We start from the raw sequence: 23867 nt of genomic DNA on the forward strand, positions 1-23867 counted from the left end.
CCGATGAGTGAGCGAGAGCACGACGAGACGACACGCCCGGCCGTGTCCCGGCCCCGGCCGGCCCCCGACACCGCGCCTGCGACCGGCCTGCGCAAGGAACTGCCCGCAGAAGTCCCTGTGAGCGCCTCAGAGCCCGCGGAAGAGGTTGTTCCGCAGGAACGGCCCGAGCCCGGCCCGACGGGCCGTCAGCGGCTGGTGGCGGGGCTGTGGCCGCCACGGGTGACCCGGGCCCAACTCATCGTCGCCGTCCTGCTGTTCGGCCTCGGCTTCGGCCTGGCGGTCCAGGTGGCGTCGACCAGCGAGAGCGACAGCGCGCTGCGCGGGGCACGGCAGGAAGATCTTGTGCGCATCCTCGATGAACTCGACGACCGCACAGAGCGTCTTGAGGACGAGAAGCAGGGGCTCGAGAAGCAGCGGGACGAGCTGGAGAACAGCTCCGACCAGGCCGAGGAGGCCCGCAAGCAGACCCTCGAGAAGGCACGGCGACTCGGCATCCTGGCGGGCACCGTGGCCGCCGAGGGTCCCGGCATCACGATGACCATCGAGGACGCGAAGGGGACGGTGGAGGCGGACATGCTGCTCGACGCCATCCAGGAGCTGCGCGCGGCCGGCGCGGAGGCGATCCAGGTCAACGGCGTGCGCGTGGTCGCGGAGACCTATCTGACGGATTCCGGGAACGGGGTCGGCGTGGACGGGAACAAGATCACCGCGCCCTATCGTTTCAAGGTCATCGGCAAGCCGCAGGACCTCGAACCGGCGCTCAACATCCCCGGAGGCGTGGTGCAGACTCTCGAGAAGGAACAGGCCACCGTTACCGTGGAGCGGTCCACCAAGATCGTTGTGGATGCCTTGCGAGCGGCGAAGCGGCCTGACTACGCTCGGTCGTCCTCCCAGTGAACCGGGGGTGCATGGGGGACGTCCGGCGAGGGCATGAGGTTGCGGGGGGTCGGCGCACCGAATGGGTGGTGCGTGGTGGAAACTGTCTGGCGGAGGCGGACGTTGTGAAGATGTCCGGGTCGGCCAACGTGTTCAATCAGGGTTCGTCCTGCCCCACGGGCGGGTCTGTTTCGGTCAAGGGGAATCGCCCGTGAAGTTGTTTGCGAAGTTGTTCGGCAAGAACGCGCGGCGAGAGGGCAGCGACAACGCGACCGCTCGTCATCGCGCACAGCCTGATGCGGAAGGTCAGCGTCCGCTGTTCCGGGACCAGGTCGCCGGTCCGGGGGCCGACGCCGCCGGCAGCCAGGGCGCGCCGTCCGTTGACCCTGCGCAGTCGGGCGGCATAGGTTTCGGGCAACCGTCGACCTCAGGTACGGGTGGAGGGTCTTCCGACCCGTACGCGTCCCACGCTCCCGGCGGGCAGCCGCGGCAGGAGGATCCGTCCATGTCGGCCCTGGTCTGTACGAGGTGCGGCAACCGCAACGCGGAGAACAGTCGCTTCTGCTCCCACTGCGGCGCGCCGCTCAGGCCCGGAGTCGCCCCGGAGCGCCCCTCCGAGACGACGTCCACGATCTCCATCTCCGGTCTGGAGGCGTACGACGCCGAGGCCACCGGCCAGACGCAGATGCCGGCGCTCTCTCCGGAGGCGCAGGCGGCCGTCGACGCCCTCCCGATGGGCTCCGCGCTCCTGGTGGTGCGCCGCGGTCCGAACTCGGGCAGCCGCTTCCTGCTGGACGGCGACCTGACCACCGCCGGGCGCCACCCGCAGAGCGACATCTTCCTGGACGACGTGACGGTCTCCCGTCGGCACGTGGAGTTCCGCCGCAGCCCGGACGGCTCGTTCACGGTGGCCGACGTCGGCAGCCTGAACGGCACCTACGTCAACCGCGAGCGGATCGACCAGGTCGCCCTGTCCAACGGCGACGAGGTGCAGATCGGCAAGTACCGGCTGGTCTTCTACGCGAGCCAGCAGGGCTACTGACCTCCCCCGGACCCGTCCGGGGGAACCAGGGAAGGTCCATGCGTCAGACACCGAGCGGCGGTGCCGGGAACGGCGCCGCCGCCGACCCCGGACTGATGAGCATCGGCGCGGTGCTGAACGTGCTGCGTGAGGAGTTCCCCGAAGTCACCATCTCCAAGATCCGCTTCCTGGAGTCGGAGGGGCTCATCGAGCCGCAGCGGACCCCCTCGGGGTACCGCAAGTTCAGCGCCGGGGACGTCGAGCGCCTCGGCCAGGTGCTGAGGATGCAGCGGGACCACTACCTGCCGCTCAAGGTGATCCGTGAGCACCTCGAGGCCGTCGAGCGCGGCGACGCCCTTCCGCTGCCCGTGCTGAGCCGTCAGGGTGACGGCGACGTCCCGGAGCCGGTCCCGGAGGCGCCCACGGCGGCGCGCATCGGGCGGAGCCGGCTGCTCACGGCGGCCGGCGTCGACGAGCGCACGCTCGCCGAGTGGGAGTCGTACGGGCTGCTCGCACCCGTCGAGGACGGGGTGTACGACGCCGAGGCGGTCACCGTCGCCGGTCTCCTCACGGAGCTCGGGCGGTTCGGGATCGAGCCGCGGCACCTCAGGGCGATGAAGGCCGCAGCCGACCGCGAGGCGGGCCTGGTGGACCAGGTCGTCGCCCCTCTCAAACGCCACCGCAACCCCCAGACCAGGGCGCACGCCGAGGCCCGTACGAAGGAGCTGGTGGCGCTCACGGTGAAGCTGCACGCGGCGCTGGTGCGCACGGCTCTCGGGGTGCGGCTGCCCTGAGCCGTCGGGCACCGGGAGTGCCCGATCGGCCACCCGTTCCCTGCCCGACTACCCAAACGTCCCGGGCACGGCCTAGGGTTGCTGTGTGAACGAGCTCGATGTCGTAGGTGTCCGGGTCGAGATGCCCTCCAACCAACCGATCGTGCTGTTGCGTGAAGTGGGCGGCGACCGCTTCCTCCCCATCTGGATCGGACCGGGGGAGGCGACGGCCATCGCCTTCGCCCAGCAGGGCATGGCCCCCGCACGGCCGCTGACCCACGACCTTTTCAAGGACGTGCTGGAGGCCGTCGGCCAGGAGCTCACGGAAGTGCGCATCACCGATCTGCGCGAGGGCGTCTTCTACGCGGAGCTGGTCTTCGCCAGCGGGGTCGAGGTCAGTGCCCGCCCCTCCGACGCCATAGCGCTGGCCCTGCGCACGGGGACGCCGATCTACGGCAGTGACACCGTGCTCGACGACGCCGGCATCGCCATCCCGGACGAGCAGGAGGACGAGGTGGAGAAGTTCCGCGAGTTCCTCGACCAGATCTCGCCGGAGGACTTCGGGACCAGCAACCAGTGAGTGAGGGAGGGGCCGCCGCCTCGGCCGGGCCAGGGCCCGTCATGAGGGCATTCGGCTAGCCTTTCCCCGCGGTGGGGCACGGGAAACCACTCTTAGGGTGATTATCACTCGGCGTGCCGAGTGTGGCGATCGTTGACGCACCCTTGGTGACTGCCTACCGTCGAGGAGGCAGGTCAAGGACGGAGGTCGGCGTGAGAAGCAGCGGCGACGGTACGGTCGGGGGCGCCCCCGGACGCGGTGTCGGGGCGAGCGAGCCGTACCCTCCCCAGAGCTCCCGGTTCCGCTCGAACGGAGGGTTCCCCGTGCCCGGTGGTGCCGTCGACCATGCCCAGCGGCGACCGGCGGCTGTGCCGAGCACTGGAGGGGCGACGTCCATGGCGTCCGAGCAGATCGGTTACCGCGGCCCCACGGCCTGCGCCGCCGCCGGCATCACCTACCGGCAGCTCGACTACTGGGCCCGCACGGGGCTGGTCGAGCCCAGCGTGCGCCCGGCCCACGGATCGGGGACGCAGCGGCTGTACAGCTTCCGCGACGTCGTCGTACTGAAGATCGTCAAGCGGTTCCTCGACACGGGTGTGTCCCTGCAGAACATCCGCACCGCCGTGCAGCACCTGCGCGAGCGCGGCTTCAGCGACCTGGAGCGGATGACGCTGATGAGCGACGGCGCCACGGTCTACGAGTGCACCTCGCCCGACGAGGTGCACGCCCTGCTCCAGGGCGGTCAGGGCGTCTTCGGGATCGCCGTGGGCGTGGTGTGGCGGGACGTGGAGAGCGCGCTGTCGCAGCTGCACGGCGAGCGCGTCGACACCGGGGAGACCCTGGTCGGCCACAACCCGATGGACGAGCTGGCGCGACGGCGGAACAAGGCCGTCTGAGCACGGCATTGTCAGTGGCGTAGGGCAGCATCGGAGATGTGAGATCCGCGCCCACGATCCTGCATCTCGACATGGATGCCTTCTTCGCCTCGGTGGAGCAGGCCTCCAAGCCGAGCCTGCGCGGGAAGGCCGTCGTCGTGGGCGGACTCGGTCCGCGTGGCGTGGTCGCCACCGCCTCCTACGAGGCCCGGGTCTTCGGCGTCCACTCGGCGATGCCCATGGCACAGGCCCGCAGACTCGCACCGAACGCCGCCTACCTGGTGCCGCGGTTCGCCCTCTACCGGTCGATCAGCGAGCAGGTGATGGGCCTGCTGCGGGCCCTGTCGCCCCTGGTGGAGCCGCTCAGCCTGGACGAGGCGTTCGTGGACCTGGAGGCCGGCGGCACGGCCTGGGACGACCGGTCGGCACGCCTGGCCGGGACGAAGCTGCGCGCCGACATACGGGCGGTCACGGGGCTCACCGGTTCGGTGGGGCTCGCGGCCTCCAAGATGCTGGCGAAGATCGCTTCGGAGCGGGCCAAGCCGGACGGGCTGGTGCTGATCGAGCCGGGTACGGAGCGGGCGCTGCTGGGGCCGCTGTCCGTGCGGACCCTGCCGGGCGTGGGCCCGGCGACCGGTGACCATCTGCGGCGGGCGGGGATCCACACGGTGGACGAACTCGCCGAGGCGGGCGAGGACGAGCTGGTACGGCTGCTGGGCCGGGCCCACGGGCAGGCGCTGTACGCCATGGCGCTGGCCCGCGACGAGCGGCCCGTCGTGGCCGAGCGGGAGACCAAGTCCGTCTCGGTCGAGGACACCTACGACGTCGACATCCACGACCGGGTGCGGGTCGGCACGGAGGTCCAGCGGCTCGCGGACCGCTGCGTGCGCAGGCTGCGGGAGGCCGGGCTGTCGGGACGGACCATCGTGCTGAAGGTGCGGCGGTACGACTTCTCGACCCTCACCCGGTCGGAGACGCTCAGAGGGCCCACGGACGACCCGGCGGTCGTGCGGGAGGCCGCCGCGCGGCTGCTGGACTCGGTCGACACCACGGGCGGGGTGCGACTGCTCGGGGTGGGGGTCAGTGGTCTGGCCGACTACACGCAGGAGGACCTGTTCGCCCAGGCGGCGGAGGTGCGCGAGGACGACCCGACCCACGAGGAACCCGAGACGGCACCCGCGCCCGAGCGGCAGACACCGGCCGATCGACGCTGGCCGGCCGGCCACGACGTGCGGCACACGGCGTACGGGCACGGATGGGTGCAGGGCAGCGGGCTGGGCCGGGTCACCGTGCGCTTCGAGACGCCCGACTCGGAGCCGGGCCGGGTGCGGACCTTCCGGGTCGACGACCCTGCCCTGGAACCGGCGGAACCGCTTCCCCTGGTGCCGGCGGCACCGGTGGGAGAGGAGCGGGCCGGAGGCGCGGGGGCCGACGGGCCGCCGTCGGAGGAGGCGTGAGCGGGGTGGGCGGAGAGCGGGTCAGGCGGGATCGTCCCGGCCCGCGAGCTTGCCGAAGTCGTGGTCCGGCAGCGGAGGCGGGGCCGCGACGTCCAGGCCGTAGTGGTGGTAGAGCTGCAACTCCTGCTCCGGCGAGAGGTGGCGGCCCACGCCGAAGTCGGGGGCGTCCTTGATGAGGGCGCGTTCGAAGGGCACGTGGAGGGCGCCGTCGATCACTTCGCTGGGCTCCAGGGGGACGAAGGCGTCCCTGCTGAACAGCCCGGTGCGTATGGCCGCCCACTCGGGCACGCCGGTGGCGTCGTCGAGGTAGATCTCGTCGATCGTGCCGATCCGGGTTCCGTTGCGGTCGAACGCCTTGCGGCCGATCAGGTGACGCGGATCGATGTCGGTCTGCACGGGCCCTCCACTCGTCGCACACTCATCCGTAAGCACTACACAACGGCACAATCCGCTCAACGGCCACTCGAAAGTTCCGGTCTTGTGCGCGCTGGTAGGCTGGCTAACGGCCGCTGACCCCGTGCGGGAGAGCCCTCCGGACAACCGCCGGAGGCGCCGAAGGAGCAAATCCTCCCCGGAATCTCTCAGGCACACGTACCGCACGGACGAGGTCACTCTGGAAAGCAGGGCGGGTGTCGACGGCTTCCGCTCTCACCGACGGTGAAAGCCGGACGCCCCGTGCGTTCCGGTGAAGCTCTCAGGTCGAGATGACAGAGGGGGAGGCCGTCCGGGCACCCGCGCCGTGGTGCCCCTCGAAGGTCGTCAGACCAGGAGGCCTCCGCAATGACCGCCCCTCGCACCCCGCTCTCCGAGCTCGAACAGGGAATCACCTTCGAGCAGCGCCACATCGGCCCCGACCACGAGGCCCGGGCCAAGATGCTCGCGCAGGTCGGCTACGGCTCGCTCGACGAACTGACCGCCGCCGCGGTGCCCGACGTGATCAAGAACGCCGACGCGCTGGACCTGCCGGGTGCCCGGAGCGAGGCCGAGGTGCTGGCCGAGTTGCGTGCGCTGGCCGACCGCAACGCGGTGCTCGGCTCCATGATCGGGCTCGGCTACTACGGCACCTTCACCCCGCCCGTCATCCTGCGCAACGTCATGGAGACCCCCGCCTGGTACACGGCCTACACGCCGTACCAGCCGGAGATCTCGCAGGGACGCCTCGAGGCGCTGCTGAACTTCCAGACCGTGGTCGCCGAGCTCACCGGCCTGCCGACCTCCGGCGCCTCCCTGCTCGACGAGGGCACCGCCGCCGCCGAGGCGATGGCGCTCTCGCGGCGCATGGGCAAGAACAAGAAGGGCCTGTTCCTGGTCGACGCGGACGCCCTGCCGCAGACCATCGCCGTCATCGAGACCCGCGCCGAACCGACCGGCGTCGAGGTCGTCGTCGCCGACCTGAGCGACGGCATCCCCGCCGAGGTCGCCGCCCGCGAGATCAACGGTGTACTGATCCAGTACCCGGGCGCCTCCGGTGCCGTGCGCGACATCAAGCCGGTCATCGACCAGGCGCACGAGCTCGGCGCGCTCGTCACCGTCGCCGCCGACCTGCTCGCCCTGACCCTGCTGAAGTCGCCCGGCGAGCTCGGCGCGGACATCACCGTCGGCACCACGCAGCGCTTCGGCGTGCCCATGGGCTTCGGCGGACCGCACGCCGGCTACATGGCCGTGCAGGAGAAGATGGCGCGCAGCCTGCCCGGGCGGCTCGTCGGCGTGTCCGTCGACGCCGACGGACACAAGGCCTACCGGCTCGCGCTGCAGACCCGTGAGCAGCACATCCGCCGCGAGAAGGCCACCAGCAACATCTGCACCGCCCAGGTGCTGCTCGCCGTCATGGCCGGGATGTACGCCGTCTACCACGGTCCGGAGGGCCTGCGGCTGATCGCCCGGCGCACCCACCGCTACGCCACGGTCCTCGCCGAGGGGCTCAGGACCGGCGGCGCGGAGATCGTGCACGACTCCTACTTCGACACGCTGACCGTGCGGGTCGCGGGCCGGGCCGCCGACATCGTCGCCGCCGCCCGCGACAACGGCGTCAACCTGCGCCTGGTCGACGCCGACCACGTCTCGATCGCCTGCGACGAGACCACCACCCGGGACCGGCTGACCGCCGTGTGGAACGCCTTCGGCGTCGACGGCGACGTCGAGGCGCTGGACGCGGCCGCCCGGGACACGCTGCCGGACACCCTGCTGCGCAACGACGAGTACCTGACCCACCCGGTCTTCCAGCAGTACCGCTCCGAGACGGCGATGCTGCGCTACCTGCGCCGGCTCGCCGACCGCGACTACGCGCTGGACCGCGGCATGATCCCGCTGGGCTCCTGCACCATGAAGCTCAACGCGACCACCGAGATGGAGCCGGTCACCTGGCCGGAGTTCGGGCAGCTGCACCCGTTCGCGCCGGCCGAGCAGGCCGAGGGCTACCTCACGCTCATCCACGAGCTGGAGGAACGTCTCGCCGAGGTCACCGGCTACGACAAGGTGTCCCTCCAGCCCAACGCCGGCTCCCAGGGCGAGCTGGCCGGTCTACTGGCCGTGCGCGGCTATCACCGGGCCAACGGCGACGAGCAGCGCACCGTCTGCCTGATCCCCTCCTCCGCGCACGGCACCAACGCCGCCAGCGCCGTGATGGCCGGCATGAAGGTCGTCGTCGTCAAGACCGCCGACGACGGCGAGATCGACGTCGCGGACCTGCGGGCGAAGATCGCGCAGTACCGCGACGAGCTGTCCGTGCTCATGATCACCTACCCGTCGACGCACGGTGTGTTCGAGGAGCACGTCGCCGACATCTGCGCCGAGGTGCACGAGGCCGGCGGCCAGGTGTACGTCGACGGCGCGAACCTCAACGCGCTGGTGGGCCTCGCCAAGCCGGGCCACTTCGGCGGCGACGTCTCGCACCTGAACCTGCACAAGACCTTCTGCATCCCGCACGGCGGCGGCGGCCCCGGTGTCGGCCCGGTCGGCGTGCGGGCGCACCTCGCCCCGTACCTGCCGAACCACCCCCTCCAGCCGGAGGCGGGCCCGGAGACGGGCGTCGGGCCGATCTCGGCGGCGCCGTGGGGTTCGGCGGGCATCCTGCCCATCTCCTGGGCGTACGTCCGCCTGATGGGCGGCGAGGGACTGAAGCGCGCCACGCAGGTCGCGGTGCTCAGCGCCAACTACGTCGCCAAGCGCCTCGAACCGCACTACCCGGTGCTCTACACCGGCCCCGGCGGCCTGGTCGCGCACGAGTGCATCATCGACCTGCGCCCGCTGACCAAGGCGACCGGCGTCAGCGTCGACGACGTGGCCAAGCGGCTGATCGACTACGGCTTCCACGCGCCGACGATGTCCTTCCCGGTGGCCGGCACGCTGATGATCGAGCCGACCGAGTCCGAGGACCTGACCGAACTGGACCGGTTCTGCGACGCGATGATCGCCATCCGTGCGGAGATCGAGAAGGTCGGCTCGGGCACGTGGCCCGCGGACGACAACCCGCTGCGCAACGCCCCGCACACCGCCGCCGCGCTCGGCGGCGACTGGGACCACGCGTACGGCCGCGAGGAGGCGGTCTTCCCGGCCGGGGTGAGCGCCGCCGACAAGTACTGGCCGCCGGTGCGCCGCATCGACCAGGCCTTCGGCGACCGGAACCTGGTCTGCTCCTGCCCGCCGCTGGACGCGTACGAGGACTGACACACGGCCGAAGGGCCCCGCTCCGAGGTGGGCGGGGCCCTTCGCCGTGTCCGGCTACGCCGGGTAGGCGTGCGTCTGGGCGGCCTTGACCGCCGCCCAGACCGGGGCGCCCGGGTGCAGGTCGAGTTCTGCCGCGGCGACCGTGGTGAGGTCGGCGGCCAGTGACAGCTCGCCGGTCAGCTCCGCCCGGATCTGGTCCCCGTGCGTTTCCAGGCCGGCGACCCGGCAGCGCCAGAGGTTGCGGGCGCTGGAGCCGGTGGGCCGGTCGCGGTACAGGGTCACGGCGCCGGGCGGGAACGCCACGAAGGCGGGACCGGAGAGGTCCTCGGTGGTGCTGACGGCGGGGCCCGCGTCGAGCCGTACGGTGTGCCCGTCGGCGTGCCCCCGGTACAGGTTGAGCCCGACCAGCTGGGCGATGTACTCGGTGCGCGGGTGGCGGGCGATGTCGGTGGGCGCGCCCTCCTGCACGATCCGGCCGTGCTCCACGACCACCAGCCGGTCGGCCAGCACCATCGCGTCCAGCGGGTCGTGGGTGACCAGGACGGCGACGGCCTCGAAGGCGGCCAGGTGCCGGCGGAGCCGGGCGCGCACCTCCAGCCGGGTGCGGGCGTCCAGGGCGGCGAGGGGCTCGTCCAGGAGCAGCAGACGGGGGTCGATGGCCAGGGCGCGGGCGAGGGCCACGCGCTGCGCCTGCCCGCCGGACAGGTGCCGGGGCCTGGCTCCGGCGTGCCCGGCCAGGCCCATGCGGTCCAGCCACTCGGCGGCCCGGGCGCGCGCCTCGGCCTTGCCGGCGCCCCGGCAGCGCGGTCCGAAGGCCACGTTGTCGAGGGCGGTCAGGTGCGGGAAGAGCAGGTAGTCCTGGAAGACGACACCGACCGGGCGCGCCTCGGGCGGTGTGCGGTGCAGCTCGGCGCCGTCCAGCCGCAGGTGGCCGGCCGTGAGGGGGGTGAGGCCGGCGAGGGCGCGCAGGGCGGTGGTCTTGCCGGCGCCGTTCGGGCCGAGCAGGGCGACGACGTCGCCGGGCGCGGCGGTCAGCGCGATGTCCAGGCGGAACGCGCCGCGGTCCACGACGAGCCGGGCGTCCAGGCCCGGCGCGGCGGTCCGGCCGGGCTGTCCGGCGTCGTGCGGCACGGTGCTCTCGGTCATGGCGTCAGGCCGTCCTCATCCAGCGGTCCCGCAGCCCGGCCAGTACGGCGACGGAGACCGCCAGCAGTACCAGGCTGAGGGCGATCGCGGCGGCCGGGTCGTTCTGCAGGGCGAGGTAGACCGCGAGCGGCATGGTCTGGGTGCGCCCGGGGAAGTTGCCGGCGAAGGTGATCGTCGCGCCGAACTCCCCGAGCGCCCGGGCCCAGGCCAGCACGGCGCCGGCCGCGACGCCGGGCGCGATCAGCGGCAGGGTGACCCGGCGGAACGCGGTGAAGCGGGAGGCGCCCAGGGTGGCGGCGGCCTCCTCGAAGCGCGGGTCGGCGGCCCGCAGCGTGCCCTCGACGCTGATGACGAGGAACGGCATCGCCACGAACGTCTCCGCGAGGACGACGCCCGCGGTGGTGAAGGGCAGGCTGATGCCGAACCACGCGTCCAGGTACTGGCCGACGACGCCGTTGCGGCCCAGGGCGAGCAGCAGGGCCACACCGCCCACCACCGGCGGCAGCACCAGGGGGAGCGTCACCAGGGCGCGGACCAGGCCGCGGCCGCGGAATTCGGTGCGGGCCAGCAGCCAGGCCAGCGGGACGCCGACGACCAGGCTCAGCGCGGTCGCCGCCGTGGCGCAGAACAGCGACAGGCGCAGCGCCTGCCACACCTCGGGACTGGTCAGTTGCTCGGGCAGGCTGCGCCACGGGGCGCGGACCAGCAGGGCGAGCAGCGGGACCAGCAGGAACGCCAGACCCAGCAGGGCGGGGGCGAGGAGGGCGAGGGGGACGCCGCGGCCCGGGGGGCGCGGGCGCGCCGTGCGGGGAGCTGCCGGGCCGGAGGTCATGGTGCCGAGAACCCCGCCTCGCTCAGGACCGCCCGGCCCTCGGGCGAGCGCACCAGCGCCACGAACGCCTTCGCTGCCGCCGGGTTCGGGGCGTTGTCGAGCCGGGCGATCGGGTAGGCGTTGACGGCCTCGGCGGATTCCGGGAACTGCACGCCCTGCACCTTGTCACCGGCCGCCCTCACATCCGTCCGGTACACGACGGCGGCGTCCGCCTCCCTCAGGGCGACCTTCGTCAGGGCGCTCTTGACGTCCTGCTCGTAGGAGACGGGGGTCAGGTCGACGCCGTCGGCGGTGAGGGCCGTCCGCGCGGCCGCGCCGCAGGGCACCGCCCGGTCGCAGAGCACGACCTTCAGGCCGGGCGCCGCCAGGTCCCGGAGGGAGCCGATGCGGTGCGGGTTGCCGGGAACGGTGGCGATCTCCAGCCGGTTGCGGGCGAACGTGCTCGGCTCGCCGGCCGTGTCCCCCGCGTCGGTGACGAGTCGCATCGTCCTCGTGCTCGCCGCGGCGAACACGTCGGCCGGTGCGCCGTTGGTGATGCCCGCGGCCAGTGCGTCGCTGCCCCCGAAGTTGAAGGTGACCTCGGTGCCCGGATGCTCCTTCTCGAACCGTTCGCCCAGGGCCGTGAAGCTCTCCTTGAGCGAGGCCGCCGCGAACACGGTGAGCGTGCCCGAAGGCGCGTCACCGGCGGAGTCCGTCCCGGACGCGGAGCAGCCGCCCAGCGCCAGTACGACGACGGCCGCGGCGCCGGCGGCCCGACGGGACCGGCGGGTCCGGTGAGCGGAACGGATCATCTCGTGGCACTCCTCGACGGGCGGAGGAACGGCCCGCGAGGGCCCTCCCGATACGCCGATCATACTGACGCATCTGCCAGGAAGGAGGGCATCGTCGTATCGCACGAGCGAGGAATGCCGGCCGGAGAGCCCGCATGTGCGGTCGTACGAGTCGGGGTCGCCGACCGGGGTTGCCCGTCGGGTCAGGTGCGGTCGATGTGGACGTTGGTCGACTTCACCCGGGCGGTCGCCTCCATGCCGACCTCCAGGCCCAGTTCCTCCACGGCCTCCCGGGTGAGCAGGGAGACCAGGCGGTGCGGGCCGGCCTGGATCTCCACCTGGGCGGCGACGTCGCCCAGCTTGATCGCGGTGACGATGCCGGGGAAGGCGTTGCGCGCGGAGGTGTACGGGGTGTCCTCCTCGGCGGTGCCCGCCCTGGCGAGTTCGACGGAGAACGCGGCCAGGTCCCGTCCGTCGACGACCCGCCGGCCGCCGTCGTCGCGGTGCGTGGCGATGCGCCCGGCGTCCGCCCAGCGGCGGGCGGTGTCCGGGCTCACTCCGAGCAGCCTCGCTGCCTGGCCGATCGTGTAGGACTGCATGCCGGTCACGATAGGGCGCACCGCGGCGAGCGGCGGGCCCGGGCCCCGCGGACACGGGGCGGACGGACCGCGCGGGCCGGGCCGGTGGCCGCTCCGGGCGGGTCAGCCGCGCGGCGAGGACGCGGACGGCCCCCGCGCGGGCCCGGTACGGAGGGCTTGCCGGGCGGGTCAGTCGGGCAGCGCGGGGGCCGCCGTGCTCGCCCGGACGACCAGCTCCGTGCCCAGTTCCACGCGGGGGGAGTCGGGCTGTTCGCCGCGGGTGAGGCGCAGGACGGTGCGCGCGGCGAGCCTGCCCATGTCGGCGAGCGGCTGGCGGACCGTGGTCAGGGGCGGGGCCGACCAGCGGACCTCCGGGAGGTCGTCGAAACCGACCACGCTGATGTGGTCCGGCACCCTCAGGCCCCGGCCGCGCAGCGCCTCGATCGCGCCGAGCGCCATCCGGTCGCCGGCCGCGAACACCGCGGTCGGCGGGTCCGGCAGGTCGAGCAGCGTGTTGCAGCCGGCGAAGCCGGACTCCGGGCGGAAGTCGCCGGGGACGACCAGGGAGTCGTCGGCGGGCACACCGGCATTCTCCAGCGCCGCCCGGTAGCCGTCGAGCCGGGCCCGTGAGCAGAGCAGGCGCGGCGGGCCGGCGATCATGCCGATCCTGCGGTGCCCCAGGGACAGCAGGTGTGCGGTCGCGGCCATGCCGCCCGACCAGTTGGCGGCGCCGATGGTGGGCACGTCCAGCGCGGGAGAGCCGGCGGGGTCCACCAGCACCAGGGGCACGCCGAGGATCCGCAGTTCCTCGAGCAGCACCGGTTCGAGCGTCGAGGTCACGAGGACGACGCCGGCGGACGCCCGCGCCCGCAGGTTGCGCATCCACTCCCGGGCGTCGCCGGAGCGGCCGTGGATCGCCGAGACCACGGCGCCCACTCCGGCTGCGTGGGCGGCCTCCTCCACTCCGCGGATGATCTCCACCGCCCAGGGGCTGTCGAGGTCGTTGAAGACCAGGTCGAGCAGTGCGGCGCGGGAGGGCGGGGTGGTGGGGCGCTTGCGGTAACCGTGCCGGCGCAGCAGGTCCTCGACCCGGGCGCGGGTCCCCGGGGAGACGTCGGAGCGGCCGTTGACCACGCGGGAGACGGTCGGCACGGAGACGCCGGCCCGCCGGGCGATCTCCGTGATGGTGACTCTGCCCCCGGCGCCGGCCCCGTGTGCTGCCACTGTGCCCCACCTCCGTGACGGTTGCCCCGCGAAACTTCCAGGAGTCTTCCGGACGGCGGGCGCCCGTGGGAAGGCGCCCCTGCACCGGCTGCCGTTTCCGGGGAGGGGCCGGTCACCGTTGCCGTGCGCCGGACTACGGTGCGTGATCGGCTCCGGACACGCGTCGGGGCCGGTTCGCGGGCGGTGCCCGCGGTCCGGCCCCTGGTGTTCCCGGGCTGCCCGTGGCGCCCGGCCGTGCTCAGGCGGTGGTCAGGCTGGCGCTCCGAGGACGCTGCGGGGCGATGACGCTGCCGTCGGGCAGGAGTTCACCGGTGTCCTCGAAGAGCACGACACCGTTGCACAGCAGGCTCCAGCCCTGCTCCGGGTGGTGCGCCACGAGACGGGCGGATTCCCGGTCGGCGGAGTCGGCTGAGGGGCACGGCGGCTGGTGCTGGCACATGGGTGGGTTCTTTCGCTCAGTGGTGACCTGTGAGTCGGCTGTCGTGACAGTTCCGCGGTGTGAACCTTCGTTCATGACCGCCCCCCGTTGTGATAAGTCGGTCGGAAACCAGTGTTGCCCCACGGACACCGATCCGCAGGGATTTCGCGGCACCGCTCCTCACAGGTTGATGACGCATCACCCGCGCGGACGGTTCAGCCCAACTGCACCGTCCCTTCGGGGGGTTCGGCGTGGCCGGATGGGGCTAGTCAGTCCCTGTCGCCCGGGCGGGCAGCGGTGTGCCCCGCCGACCGGGGAGCGGACGACGGGGCACACGGCGGTGGACGGTCAGGCGGGGGAGCCCATCAGCGGGGTGGGCGGCGTCACCCGGTGGGTCAGTACCGGCAGCAGTTCGGCGACCCGGTACGGGCGGTGGGCGGCGATGCCGGGCGGTGCCGGGGCGAGCGGGACGAGCAGGTCGGCGGCGCCCGGGTGGCCGGTGGCGCCGTCCGCCGTCGGATCGCCGTGCAGCCAGAGGGCGAGCATGTACAGGCCGGGCACCGACAGCAGCCGGGGCTGGTACGGCTGGGTCATGCCCTCGGCCTGGCGCAGTGCGAGTTCGGTGGACGGGATGTAGGGCCCCTCGAAGAAGCGGGAGAAGGCCCAGCCGTCGGCGGTGGGCACGCTCTCCGCGGCGGCCACCGCACGGTCGCCGGCGCGGATCAGGAAGCGCCAGCCGGCCAGCCGGGTGGCGGTGGTGCCGTCGGCGGTGACCCGGTCCAGGACGTGCACGGGCAGGGGCAACTCGGGTGAGACGGGTCCCTGGGCACCGAGCAGCGAGGGCGTTCGGGCCTCGCTGACCGCGGTCGGTGAGGAGAGCGCGGTCAGGACGGAACGCAGGGCGGGCGCGGGAGCCGGGAGGACATGCAGCGGCATGGTGGGTCGCCTCTCATTCGAAGGCACAGTGGCACGAGGGCGGGGCGTGGCGTGGCGGACGGCGCTGTCAGCTCGCGAAGGCCAGGGAGGCAGGGGCCGGGGTCGGAGCGCGGGAGACGCGGGTGAGGACAGTCGCACGCCGTCTCTCGGCTGGATCGCTCGACCGTGGGCGCCAACCTTCTGCCTTGTGAGCGAAGTTTATACGACGCGTGTTCGGACTACGTTTCGTGTAGCCGTTTTCGACCGGCGAAGCAAGGGTACTTCGGGTCGGTGAAACGCGAAAATAATCCCGATTTCGTGCCGGGCGCACGTCGATGACCTCGGATAACAGAGGCGCGGCGGTCGGCCAATTCCTGTCGGCGTTTTTCACGAGTTCCTGGCGCGCCCCGCCCGGGGGCCCTCCGTCATGCCCCGTGAATGTGCCACTGGACACCTTCGACCAGAGTAGCGGCAGCCGGGTCCGTCCGGGACGTTATCCCTCGCATCCGCGGGGCATCCTCCCTTGTGGACCGGGACCCCGGCGGCCGATCTTCGGTCCGCCCATCCGAGGAGGGACGCTTCGATGGGGGAGAAGGTCGTGGCAGGCCAGTTCGACCTGTCCGATCGCCAGCGCTACCGCGAGAAGCTCCGCAGCTGCCTGACGGGGCTGGAGCGACTCCTGGCGGAGAAGCGGTTCGACCGCCCCAAGAACCTCATGGGGCTGGAGATCGAATTGAATCTCGCGGGCGCCGACGGCATGCCGAAAATGTTGAATGCGCAAGTCCTCGAACGCATCGCCAGCCGGGACTTCCAAACGGAACTCGCGATGTTCAATCTCGAAGTGAACATCGCGCCCCACCGATTGAGCGGGAGGGTATTCGACCGGCTCGACGAGGAACTGCGGACCTCGCTCGCGTACGCCGACCGGAAAGCCGGCGAGGTCGACGCGGGCATCGTGATGATCGGCATCCTGCCGACGCTGGACCGGGACGACCTGGTCTCCTCGAACCTTTCCGACGTCGACCGCTACGCATTGCTCAACGAGCAGATCGTGGCCGCGCGCGGTGAGGACTTCACGCTGGACATCGACGGCGTGGAACGCCTCAACTGCACCTCCAAGTCGATCGCGCCGGAGGCCGCCTGCACCTCGGTGCAGCTGCATCTGCAGGTCACCCCGGAGCGCTTCGCCGGCGTGTGGAACGCGGCCCAGGCCGTCGCCGCCGCGCAGATCGCCGTGGGCGCCAACTCGCCCTTCCTGTTCGGCCGCGAGCTGTGGCGCGAGTCCCGGCCGCCGCTGTTCCAGCAGTCCACCGACACCCGTCCGCCGGAGCTGCAGGCCCAGGGGGTGCGGCCGCGGACCTGGTTCGGCGAGCGCTGGATCACCTCGGCCTTCGACCTGTTCGAGGAGAACCTGCGCTACTACCCCGCCCTGCTGCCCATCTGCGACGACGAGGACCCGCTCGAGGTGCTGGACGGCGGCGGCATCCCCACGCTCGCCGAACTCGTCCTGCACAACGGCACCGTCTACCGCTGGAACCGCCCCGTCTACGGCATCGCCGACGGCGTCCCGCACCTGCGCGTGGAGAACCGCGTACTGCCCGCCGGCCCCACCGTCACCGATGTCGTCGCCAACGCGGCCTTCTACTACGGCGTGGTCCGCGCCCTCGCCGAGGACAGCCGGCCGGTCTGGTCCCGGCTGCCCTTCGAGGCCGCCGCCGCCAACTTCGACGCCGCCTGCAAGCACGGCATCGACGCCCGTCTGGTCTGGCCCCGGCGCGGTCGCCTCGGCGGCCTCGGCGAGGTCGACGCGGTCACCCTCGTACGCGACGAGCTGCTGCCGCTGGCCGAGGCCGGGCTGGACGCGTGGGGGATCGAGCCCGCGGACCGGGACCTGTACCTCGGGGTGATCGAGGAGCGGTGCCGGCGCCGCGTCAACGGCGCGACCTGGCAGGCGGCCACCTTCCACCGCGCCCTCGACCTCGGCCTGGGCCGCGAGGCCGCGCTGGCCGCCACCACCCGCCGGTACCGCGAGCTGACGGCGCAGGGCGACCCGGTGCACACCTGGCCGGTGGGGCTGCCCGAGCGGGTGCCGACGGGCTGAGCCCGCACCTCCTCCCGCCCCCGTCCTGGCGCACAGCCGGTGCCCTCATACTGATCCGGACGACCGGTGATGTGGAGGCAGGTGTGCAGGCGGAGGCGGGCCCGAGGGCCGATGACCGCGAGCGGAAGCTCACGCGGACGAGGCTGCGCGACGAGACACTGCTCGTGCTGGCGCTGTCGCTGGGCGCGAGCGGAGTGTCCGCGCTGATCAGCTTCGTCGGCTCGGTCACCGAACCGGGCGGTCTGAAGGACCAGGCGGCCACCCTCAACGCCTCGGCCGCGCCGGGCCGCCCCTGGCTCGACCTGGCCTGGCAGCTCTTCGGGATCACCACGGCGCTCGTCCCGGTCGCGCTGGTGGCGCACCTGCTGCTGCGCGAGGGCGCGGGACTGCGCGCCCTCGGCTTCGACCGCACCCGCCCCTGGCCCGACCTCGGCCGCGGGGCGGTGGTCGCGGCGGTCATCGGCAGCAGCGGCATCGCCTTCTACCTGGCCGCGCGCGGATTCGGCTTCAACCTCACCGTGGTGCCCGAGGCACTGCCGCAGGTGTGGTGGAAGTTCCCCGTGCTGATCCTCTCGGCGATGCAGAACTCGATCCTCGAAGAGGTCATCGTCGTGGGCTATCTCCTGCGCCGGCTCGACCAGTTGGGCTGGAGCCCGGCCGCCGCGCTGGCGGGCAGTTCGGTGCTGCGCGGCTCGTACCACCTCTACCAGGGGATCGGCGGCTTCATCGGGAACATGGTCATGGGCGTGGTGTTCGTGTACCTGTACCGGCGCTGGGGCCGCGTCGGACCACTGGTGGTCGCCCACACCCTGCTCGACATCGGGGCGTTCGTGGGATACGCGCTGCTGGCCGGCAAGGTCGGCTGGCTGCCGACGGCCTGACCCGGCCGGACGAGGGGGCGTGCGGCACGGCCGGACGCCCCCTGCCGGGCTCAGACCAGGAGGTCGCCCTCGATGACCGTCACGGCCCGCCCGGCCAGCAGGGTGCGCTCGCCGCGCACCTCCGTGCGCACCCGGCCGGAGCGCGGTGAGGCCTGGAGGCCGGTGAGGGCGGAGCGGCCGAGCCGCTCGGACCAGTACGGCGCCAGCGCGGTGTGCGCGCTGCCGGTGACCGGGTCCTCGTCGATGCCGACGTTGGGGAAGAAGCAACGGGAGACGAAGTCGTAGCCCAGGGCGGGGTTCTCGGCGCGGGCGGTGGCGATGACGCCGCGTTCGGAGTGGGCGGCCAGGGCCTCGATGTCGGGCCGCAGGGCGTGCACGGTTTGCTCGTCGGCCACCTCCAGCAGCAGGTCACCGATGTTCGGGCCGGTGTCGAACGCCGTGAGCGGCACGGCGCCCAGGGCTTCGGCGACACCCTCCGGGACGTCGACCGGCGTGAGCGGGGCCGTGGGGAAGTCCAGCGTGATTTCGCCGTCCTCGCCGGGGGTGGCGACCAGGACGCCGCTGCGGGTGGCGAACCGGACCGGGCCGCGGTGCGCCCCGGTGGAGTGCAGCACGTGCGCGGTGGCCAGCGTGGCGTGACCGCACATCGCGACCTCGACGGCGGGCGTGAACCAGCGCAGCGCCCAGTCGGCCTCCCCGCCGCCGGGAAGCGGGTGGGCGAAGGCCGTCTCGGCGTGGTTGACCTCCAGGGCGATGTTCTGCAGCCGCCCGTCGTCCGGGAAGGTGTCCAGGAGCAGCACTCCGGCGGGGTTGCCGGCGAAGGGCCGGTCGGTGAAGGCGTCGACGATTCGAATCCGCATGGCCCGACCGTACGGGCCGCGCGCGGCGGCGGGCCAAGTCCAATCAGCGGTGACTGGACCGGTCGCCGTACGGCCTCAGCCGGTGCGCGGTCCGGCCGGGCCGCTTCCGCCGCCGTCCGTCGCCTCCGTTCCCGGTGTCCCGTCGCCGGGGGAGCGGATGTCGGCCAGGGTCGTCGCCAGCGTCTGCCAGATGTGGGTGGCCAGGTCGAAGTTACGGCACTCGGTCGCCTGCCGGCCGAGGTCCTGGAGCGCGGCGATGCCCTCGTCGACGTGGCCGGACAGGATCCTCAGCCGGCCGTCGAGGACCGACAGGCCCACCCGGTCGCGGTAGGACAGCCGCAGGTCCGGCTCGGCCAGCAGGGTCCGGCTGAGTTCCCCGGCCTCTTCCAACCTGCCTTCGTGGAAAGCGAGTTGTGCCTGGAGCGCGCGCAGTTCCTGCACCTGCAGCGGCGTGCCGACCAGGTCGAGGACGGCCGCCGCCTCGCTCAGCCAGCGGCCGGCCGCGGCCACCCGGGGCGGCGACATCCGGAGCGCGGCGGCGGTGGCGGCCGCGCGCAGCCGCGTCCACAGCACGAGGTCGTCCTCGCCCCGGACGAGTCCCAGGGCCCTTTCCAGCCGGTCCCGGGCGGCGGCGTGGTCGCCCTGGCGGTTGCTGACCACGGCGGCCGTCCACAGCGCCTCGGCCGCCTGCGTCGACGTGGCCGAGGGCAGCAGGTCCCGCTCCAGCTCGTCGACGTGCCGCTGGGCCTCGTCCAGCCTGCCGAGCTCCGTCTCGATGCTGATCAGCACCATCAGGGCGGCCGTGGTGTCGGCCACCGGGAGGTCGCCGGTGCGCGCGATCGACACGGCCTCCCCGGCCGTCGGCTCCGCCGTCCGCAGGTCGCCCAGGGCGCGCAGACCGCGGGCGTACTGCACGCGGGAGCGCACCCGCAGGTCCGCGGCTCCCAGCCGGTCGCTCAGCTCGACGAGTTCCGGCAGCCGCGCGCACTGGCCCCGGTAGTCGCCGTCCCGGCCGGCGGCGCGGCTCAGCAGCCACAGGGCCTGCCAGCGGACGGCGGGGTCGTCCGAGGTGTCCTGGTCGACCGCGCGGCTGAGGGCCGCGGTGTCCTCGGTGCCGTGCGGCGCCGACGCCACGGCGGCCAGGACGTGGGGCAGGGACCGGTCGTCCGAGGCCCGGGTCAGCGCCGACGCGTCCACGCCCAGGCGCCCCGCGAGGTAGGCCACCGCGCGTTCCGTGGGGCGGCGTTCACCGGACTCCAGGCGGGAGAGGTATCCCGTCGACATGCCTTCACCGACGAGGCATGCCTGGCTCATGCCCCGCTCCAGCCGGAGCCTTCTCAACCGACGGCCGAAGTGCGGCTGCTCGAGCATCTCCCCCCTCTGTCCGCTGTCGCCGTCCGTGTCCCCGTGCCCGGCCGGCCCGGTCGGACGGTCACGGGTCGGCAACACCTTAAAGAGCGCCCGTAGGGGCGGCAAGTCCGTATGACCTGACCAACTCCCCAGCTCAGGAGGCATGTTCGAGGTTCCGGACGGTCCCCGGCGGACGCGGCCGGACGTCGAACACGACTGTTTGGCAAAGGAGTTGCCACGTCGTACAAGTCACCTGGCAAACCCTTGTCACTGGGGTTGCCGCACCTTAATCTCAAAGGTGCCGTCCTGGCGCGATCGTTCATTCCGTCCTGAGGAGGTATCCGTGTTCCGTCATGTCCGACCGGGCCCGCCGCGGAGACCGGCCGGCGCCTCGGACGCCCTCCCGCCCTGCCCGCCCGCCTGCGGTCGGCCGACAACCGGCGAGATCGAGTGGCCCTGACAACGTTGTCCACCCGGTCGTGGGCCCGAACCCGCCTCCGTGCGCCGCACGGCCCGTCGACGAGCCCGGCGACTTCCCGGGCGACGGCGGCCACCTGATCCGAGCCGCCGAGAAGGTGACGCGCACCGTGACCGGGCCGCCGGCCGGCCCTCCGGCTCCGGCCCGTCGCAACGGCCGCGCGCACAGCAGTACTTCCCAGCCCCCCACGCCAGGAAGAAGGACGGTACGTCCGTGGTGACCATCAGCGCGCCCGACGCTTCGCCCCGCCAGGGCAGGAACGCCGTACACCCGGCTCCCTCCGCCCGACGGCACCCCGACGGGCACCGCCCACCGGCCGGTGCCCCGCCCGAGACGGTCCGCACGGCCCATGTGTCGCCAGGCGACCTGGCCGTCACGGACGCGGACCCCGATTTCGCCCGCCAATTCGGTCTGAGTGCGTCCGGAATCCACGGGCGCGGAATCCTCCAGCTCCTTCGTGCACGGGAACCGGACCGGCTGCAGGGCCAGTTCCATGCGCTCGGTACAGGACGGAGCCGTTGCTTCACGGAAAGCGTGACGGGCCGCGACGGAAAGGGCCGGATATTCTCCGCCGAATTGACCGCCACCGCCGTCCGGAGCCCTTCGGGTAAAACACTCGCCCTGTTCGTCATTCTCCGTCCCGCCGGCCAGGTCCACCGCCCGGAAAAACCCGCCGGAACCGCGGAACCGGGCGGTCCGGTGATCAGTTCCCTCGACGCGCAGGTGCTGGAGGGAGTGGCGAGGGGTGAGTCCACGGTGCAGTTGGCCTCCCGTCTGTATCTGAGCCGTCAGGGGATCGAGTACCGCGTCGGGCAGATGCTGCGCAGGTTCGACGCCCCGAACCGTGCCGCGCTGGTGGCCCGCGCCCACGCGCTCGGGATGTTCGCCACGCGGCAGTGGCCGCCCCGGGTCCTGCCGGAACGCGTCGAGTGACCCCGGGTCCCGGCCCGGCGTCCCCCGGCCACCGGGGGCGCCGGACCGGAGCGCGGCGTCCGCGTCAGGCGGCCGAGGGCTGCCACGCCTCCTGGAACCGGCGGCGGGCGCGGAACAGCCGGGAGCGCACGGTGCCCACCGGCAGGGACAGCACCTCGGCCATCTCCTCCTCGTTGAGCCCGTAGGCGCGCAGGGTGAGCACCTGACGGTGGGCCCGGGACAGGCGCTCCAGCACGTCGCTGATGTGCACCGCGTCCAGCGGGTTGGTCTCCTGCCCGGACTCCACCTCGGAGCAGGTGCGTTCCTCGCCGTACCGTTTCGCCGTGCGGACGGCCTCGCGGACCGTCACCGAGCGCACCCAGCCGTAGAACGCCGCCGGTTCGCGCAGGGTGCCCAGGCCCCGGTAGATGGCGAGCAGGGCCTCCTGCGTGGCGTCGGCGCCGTCGTCGTGGGTGATGGACCGGCAGATGCGGGCGACGTACGGAGTGATGCCGGTCAGCAGGTGGTTCATCGCGTGCTCGTCGCCCGCCTGGGCCCCGGGGAGGAGGGTCAGGGGGGAGGGGAGTTCGCTGACGGTGGTCATGGGGGGTGACTCCTCACGGCGGCCGGGGTGCGTGAGCCGGGGCGGCCCTCAGGTCGGGTCCGCGAGGGCGTGCTCGGGCCGGGCCTGGCGCGCGAAGGCGAGGAGGCCGTCGAGGACGTCGTCACGGAACGTTTCTGCGAAGGACGGGCTGAAACAGGCCGTGTAGTGCGGGAACTCGATGGACAGCCGGCCCTCGAAGGACACCACGCAGGCCATGACGGGACTGCGTCCCGCCTGCGGGAAGTACTGCTCGCGGGCGGGCACGAGCCGGACGTCGACCGCCCGCAGCCCGTCGGGCAGCCGGGGGCCGGGGACGACGCCCATGTTGGTGGCGATCACCGTGGCCAGCTGCAGCGCCGGGTTCGCGGGAATCTCCGGGGTGATGCGCATCTCGTGGACGTGGTCGCCGCGGGCGATGAAGTCGTTCAGGCGGGCGTGGACGGTCCGGGCCAGGTCCAGCGGATCGGCGTCCGCGGACACCTCCAGCGTCTGCAGGTGGGTGGTGACCGCCGGCACCATCACGGACGCGGGCAGCGGCGGGGACAGCCGCGAACGCAGGTCGACGGGGGACAGGCAGCCCAGGGTGCGGGGGCCGTCACCGTCCAGGCGCCGGCGCGCCGCCGTCAGCAGCGCCGCCGCGACCAGCGCGTGCACGGAGACGCCGGACCCGCGTGCCGTGCGGCGCAGCAGGGCGGTGCGCTCCGCGTCCAGCGTCAGCCGGCACACCTCGATGCGCCCCTCGCCGGCGCCGTCCCCGCCCGGCGCCGCACCGCCGGCGGACGGCCGCGGCACGTCGTACGGCACGAGCTCCACCGGGTGCTGCCGCGCCCGGTCGACGCGGCCGTCCAGGTACGTGGCCGTGTCGGCCTCGTCGGTGGGAGGCAGCAGCCGGCTCACCGGCTCGGGCCAGTGCGGCTCCGCAGGCACGGAGCCCGCCGCGGGCGCGGCGGCCTCCCCGCGGACCAGTGCCCCGTAGCGGTCCCACAGCGCGTTGTGCAGGGCGATGCTGCTGTGGCCGTCCGTCACGGTGTGGTCCACCAGCAGCACGAACAGGTGCCGTTCGCCGTCCGGCGAGCCGACCAGCACGGCGCGGGTCAGCGGCCCGCCCACCGGCAGGGCCCTGTTCAGCTCGGCGGCGTAGGCCTCGTCCGGGTCGCCGGTGCGGACGACCAGCCGCGGCCGTTCGTCCTCGCCGAGCAGGCGCAGCGCGTACCCCGCGCCGTCCGGCACGATGCACGACCGCAGCGTCGGGTTCTCCTCGGTCACCGCGTCGAACGCGGCCGACAGCGCCTCGGCGTCGACCCGCCCGCGCAGGGTGCAGGAGAGGACGGCCCTGCTTCTCTGGCCCACGTAGAGCGTCTCGACCGGACACAGTGCACGGAGCATGCCGTCAGCCCACTTTCGCTCGCTCGTCATTTCGTGCCCCGCGGTCACGCACCGGTTCACAGCCGTCGGCCGGCCGGGGAATTCGGGGATGCCTCCGAGGGTGCACCACGCGTCCCGCCCGGATCCACCCGTGAGCGCACCGGAGAGGGAAGTCTCGTGATTTCCCTAAAAGCCGCCCCCGTAGC

Annotated in this window: 22 protein-coding genes and 1 riboswitch; of the genes, 10 read left to right on the forward strand and 12 right to left on the reverse strand. The window is 72.8% G+C overall.

Annotation, left to right across the window (positions count from 1 at the left end):
- Positions 1-3: 3 nt before the first annotated feature.
- The 6 genes from FGW31_RS29585 to FGW31_RS29610 all read left to right on the forward strand — a co-directional run bounded on the left by FGW31_RS29585 (position 4) and on the right by FGW31_RS29610 (position 5561).
- Positions 4-897 carry a DUF881 domain-containing protein gene (locus FGW31_RS29585; protein ID WP_142197277.1) on the forward strand — a complete coding sequence of 298 codons (894 nt, stop codon included), beginning with the start codon at positions 4-6 and terminating at the stop codon, positions 895-897.
- A 61-nt stretch (positions 898-958) separates the two neighbouring features.
- Positions 959-1918 carry an FHA domain-containing protein gene (locus FGW31_RS29590; RefSeq protein WP_161174116.1) on the forward strand — a complete coding sequence of 320 codons (960 nt, stop codon included), beginning with the start codon at positions 959-961 and terminating at the stop codon, positions 1916-1918.
- Positions 1919-1956: 38 nt separating this feature from the next.
- Complete coding sequence (gene ftsR / locus FGW31_RS29595; protein ID WP_142196608.1) at positions 1957-2691, forward strand: transcriptional regulator FtsR; 735 nt, start codon at positions 1957-1959, stop codon at positions 2689-2691.
- An 85-nt stretch (positions 2692-2776) separates the two neighbouring features.
- Positions 2777-3250: a bifunctional nuclease family protein gene (locus FGW31_RS29600; protein WP_142196609.1), complete on the forward strand. Its 474-nt coding sequence runs from the start codon at positions 2777-2779 to the stop codon at positions 3248-3250.
- A gap of 191 nt (positions 3251-3441) precedes the next feature.
- Entirely contained in the window at positions 3442-4125 is a 684-nt protein-coding gene (locus tag FGW31_RS29605; RefSeq protein WP_142196610.1) for a MerR family transcriptional regulator, read from the forward strand.
- A gap of 38 nt (positions 4126-4163) precedes the next feature.
- Complete coding sequence (locus FGW31_RS29610) at positions 4164-5561, forward strand: DNA polymerase IV (protein ID WP_142196611.1); 1398 nt, start codon at positions 4164-4166, stop codon at positions 5559-5561.
- A gap of 21 nt (positions 5562-5582) precedes the next feature.
- On the opposite strand, the gene FGW31_RS29615 is transcribed toward FGW31_RS29610, so the two are convergent.
- Positions 5583-5957: a PRC-barrel domain-containing protein gene (locus FGW31_RS29615; protein WP_142196612.1), complete on the reverse strand. Its 375-nt coding sequence runs from the start codon at positions 5955-5957 to the stop codon at positions 5583-5585.
- 114 nt (positions 5958-6071) lie between these two features.
- Positions 6072-6168, forward strand: a riboswitch (glycine riboswitch).
- Between the two features lie 173 nt (positions 6169-6341).
- Between FGW31_RS29615 and gcvP the strand changes: the two genes are divergently transcribed.
- Positions 6342-9227: an aminomethyl-transferring glycine dehydrogenase gene (gcvP, locus tag FGW31_RS29620; protein WP_142196613.1), complete on the forward strand. Its 2886-nt coding sequence runs from the start codon at positions 6342-6344 to the stop codon at positions 9225-9227.
- A gap of 54 nt (positions 9228-9281) precedes the next feature.
- On the opposite strand, the gene FGW31_RS29625 is transcribed toward gcvP, so the two are convergent.
- The 7 genes from FGW31_RS29625 to FGW31_RS29655 form a co-directional block, all read right to left on the reverse strand.
- Positions 9282-10373 (reverse strand): ABC transporter ATP-binding protein, encoded by a 1092-nt coding sequence (locus FGW31_RS29625; protein ID WP_142196614.1) that lies wholly within the window; start codon positions 10371-10373, stop codon positions 9282-9284.
- 4 nt (positions 10374-10377) lie between these two features.
- The gene (gene modB / locus FGW31_RS29630) at positions 10378-11205 is read right to left on the reverse strand and encodes a molybdate ABC transporter permease subunit (RefSeq protein WP_142196615.1); all 828 of its coding nucleotides are present in this window, start codon (positions 11203-11205) and stop codon (positions 10378-10380) included.
- On the reverse strand, positions 11202-11996 hold the full coding sequence (gene modA / locus FGW31_RS29635) for a molybdate ABC transporter substrate-binding protein (protein WP_142196616.1): 795 nt from the start codon (positions 11994-11996) through the stop codon (positions 11202-11204). The genes modB and modA overlap by 4 nt, the downstream gene beginning before the upstream one ends.
- A 182-nt stretch (positions 11997-12178) precedes the next feature.
- Positions 12179-12574: a TOBE domain-containing protein gene (locus FGW31_RS29640; RefSeq protein WP_142196617.1), complete on the reverse strand. Its 396-nt coding sequence runs from the start codon at positions 12572-12574 to the stop codon at positions 12179-12181.
- Between the two features lie 168 nt (positions 12575-12742).
- A complete protein-coding gene (locus tag FGW31_RS29645) occupies positions 12743-13777 on the reverse strand; it encodes a LacI family DNA-binding transcriptional regulator (protein ID WP_142196618.1) in 1035 nt (344 codons plus the stop codon).
- Positions 13778-14015: 238 nt separating this feature from the next.
- On the reverse strand, positions 14016-14216 hold the full coding sequence (locus FGW31_RS29650; RefSeq protein WP_142196619.1) for a DUF5999 family protein: 201 nt from the start codon (positions 14214-14216) through the stop codon (positions 14016-14018).
- Positions 14217-14543: 327 nt separating this feature from the next.
- Complete coding sequence (locus FGW31_RS29655) at positions 14544-15131, reverse strand: hypothetical protein (protein WP_142196620.1); 588 nt, start codon at positions 15129-15131, stop codon at positions 14544-14546.
- Between the two features lie 562 nt (positions 15132-15693).
- On the opposite strand from FGW31_RS29655, the gene FGW31_RS29660 reads away from it, so the two are divergent.
- On the forward strand, positions 15694-17211 hold the full coding sequence (locus tag FGW31_RS29660; protein ID WP_142196621.1) for a glutamate-cysteine ligase family protein: 1518 nt from the start codon (positions 15694-15696) through the stop codon (positions 17209-17211).
- Positions 17212-17294: 83 nt separating this feature from the next.
- Positions 17295-18092, forward strand: a complete 798-nt coding sequence (locus tag FGW31_RS29665; protein ID WP_142196622.1) for a CPBP family intramembrane glutamic endopeptidase — start codon at positions 17295-17297, stop codon at positions 18090-18092.
- Between the two features lie 50 nt (positions 18093-18142).
- On the opposite strand, the gene FGW31_RS29670 is transcribed toward FGW31_RS29665, so the two are convergent.
- Positions 18143-18952, reverse strand: coding sequence for a PhzF family phenazine biosynthesis protein (locus tag FGW31_RS29670; protein WP_142196623.1), 810 nt, complete (start codon positions 18950-18952; stop codon positions 18143-18145).
- Between the two features lie 75 nt (positions 18953-19027).
- On the reverse strand, positions 19028-20323 hold the full coding sequence (locus FGW31_RS29675) for a helix-turn-helix domain-containing protein (RefSeq protein WP_142196624.1): 1296 nt from the start codon (positions 20321-20323) through the stop codon (positions 19028-19030).
- A gap of 670 nt (positions 20324-20993) precedes the next feature.
- Between FGW31_RS29675 and FGW31_RS29680 the strand changes: the two genes are divergently transcribed.
- Positions 20994-21713, forward strand: coding sequence for a helix-turn-helix transcriptional regulator (locus FGW31_RS29680; RefSeq protein WP_142196625.1), 720 nt, complete (start codon positions 20994-20996; stop codon positions 21711-21713).
- Positions 21714-21777: 64 nt separating this feature from the next.
- On the opposite strand, the gene FGW31_RS29685 is transcribed toward FGW31_RS29680, so the two are convergent.
- Positions 21778-22296 (reverse strand): RNA polymerase sigma factor, encoded by a 519-nt coding sequence (locus tag FGW31_RS29685; protein WP_142196626.1) that lies wholly within the window; start codon positions 22294-22296, stop codon positions 21778-21780.
- Between the two features lie 48 nt (positions 22297-22344).
- A complete protein-coding gene (locus FGW31_RS29690) occupies positions 22345-23682 on the reverse strand; it encodes a phthiocerol/phthiodiolone dimycocerosyl transferase family protein (protein ID WP_142196627.1) in 1338 nt (445 codons plus the stop codon).
- Positions 23683-23867: the final 185 nt, after the last annotated feature.

Source organism: Streptomyces calvus (assembly GCF_006782915.1).
GTDB lineage: Bacteria > Actinomycetota > Actinomycetes > Streptomycetales > Streptomycetaceae > Streptomyces > Streptomyces calvus.

Coding starts and splice junctions, on each gene's coding strand:
- FGW31_RS29670 (WP_142196623.1), bottom strand. CDS start 18,952: ATGCGGATTCGAATCGTCGACGCCTTCACCGACCGGCCCTTCGCCGGC.
- FGW31_RS29650 (WP_142196619.1), bottom strand. CDS start 14,216: ATGTGCCAGCACCAGCCGCCGTGCCCCTCAGCCGACTCCGCCGACCGG.
- FGW31_RS29590 (WP_161174116.1), top strand. CDS start 959: ATGGGTGGTGCGTGGTGGAAACTGTCTGGCGGAGGCGGACGTTGTGAA.
- FGW31_RS29660 (WP_142196621.1), top strand. CDS start 15,694: ATGGGGGAGAAGGTCGTGGCAGGCCAGTTCGACCTGTCCGATCGCCAG.
- FGW31_RS29685 (WP_142196626.1), bottom strand. CDS start 22,296: ATGACCACCGTCAGCGAACTCCCCTCCCCCCTGACCCTCCTCCCCGGG.
- FGW31_RS29640 (WP_142196617.1), bottom strand. CDS start 12,574: ATGCAGTCCTACACGATCGGCCAGGCAGCGAGGCTGCTCGGAGTGAGC.
- ftsR (WP_142196608.1), top strand. CDS start 1,957: ATGCGTCAGACACCGAGCGGCGGTGCCGGGAACGGCGCCGCCGCCGAC.
- FGW31_RS29675 (WP_142196624.1), bottom strand. CDS start 20,323: ATGCTCGAGCAGCCGCACTTCGGCCGTCGGTTGAGAAGGCTCCGGCTG.
- FGW31_RS29625 (WP_142196614.1), bottom strand. CDS start 10,373: ATGACCGAGAGCACCGTGCCGCACGACGCCGGACAGCCCGGCCGGACC.
- FGW31_RS29655 (WP_142196620.1), bottom strand. CDS start 15,131: ATGCCGCTGCATGTCCTCCCGGCTCCCGCGCCCGCCCTGCGTTCCGTC.
- FGW31_RS29585 (WP_142197277.1), top strand. CDS start 4: ATGAGTGAGCGAGAGCACGACGAGACGACACGCCCGGCCGTGTCCCGG.
- FGW31_RS29690 (WP_142196627.1), bottom strand. CDS start 23,682: ATGCTCCGTGCACTGTGTCCGGTCGAGACGCTCTACGTGGGCCAGAGA.
- modA (WP_142196616.1), bottom strand. CDS start 11,996: ATGATCCGTTCCGCTCACCGGACCCGCCGGTCCCGTCGGGCCGCCGGC.
- modB (WP_142196615.1), bottom strand. CDS start 11,205: ATGACCTCCGGCCCGGCAGCTCCCCGCACGGCGCGCCCGCGCCCCCCG.
- gcvP (WP_142196613.1), top strand. CDS start 6,342: ATGACCGCCCCTCGCACCCCGCTCTCCGAGCTCGAACAGGGAATCACC.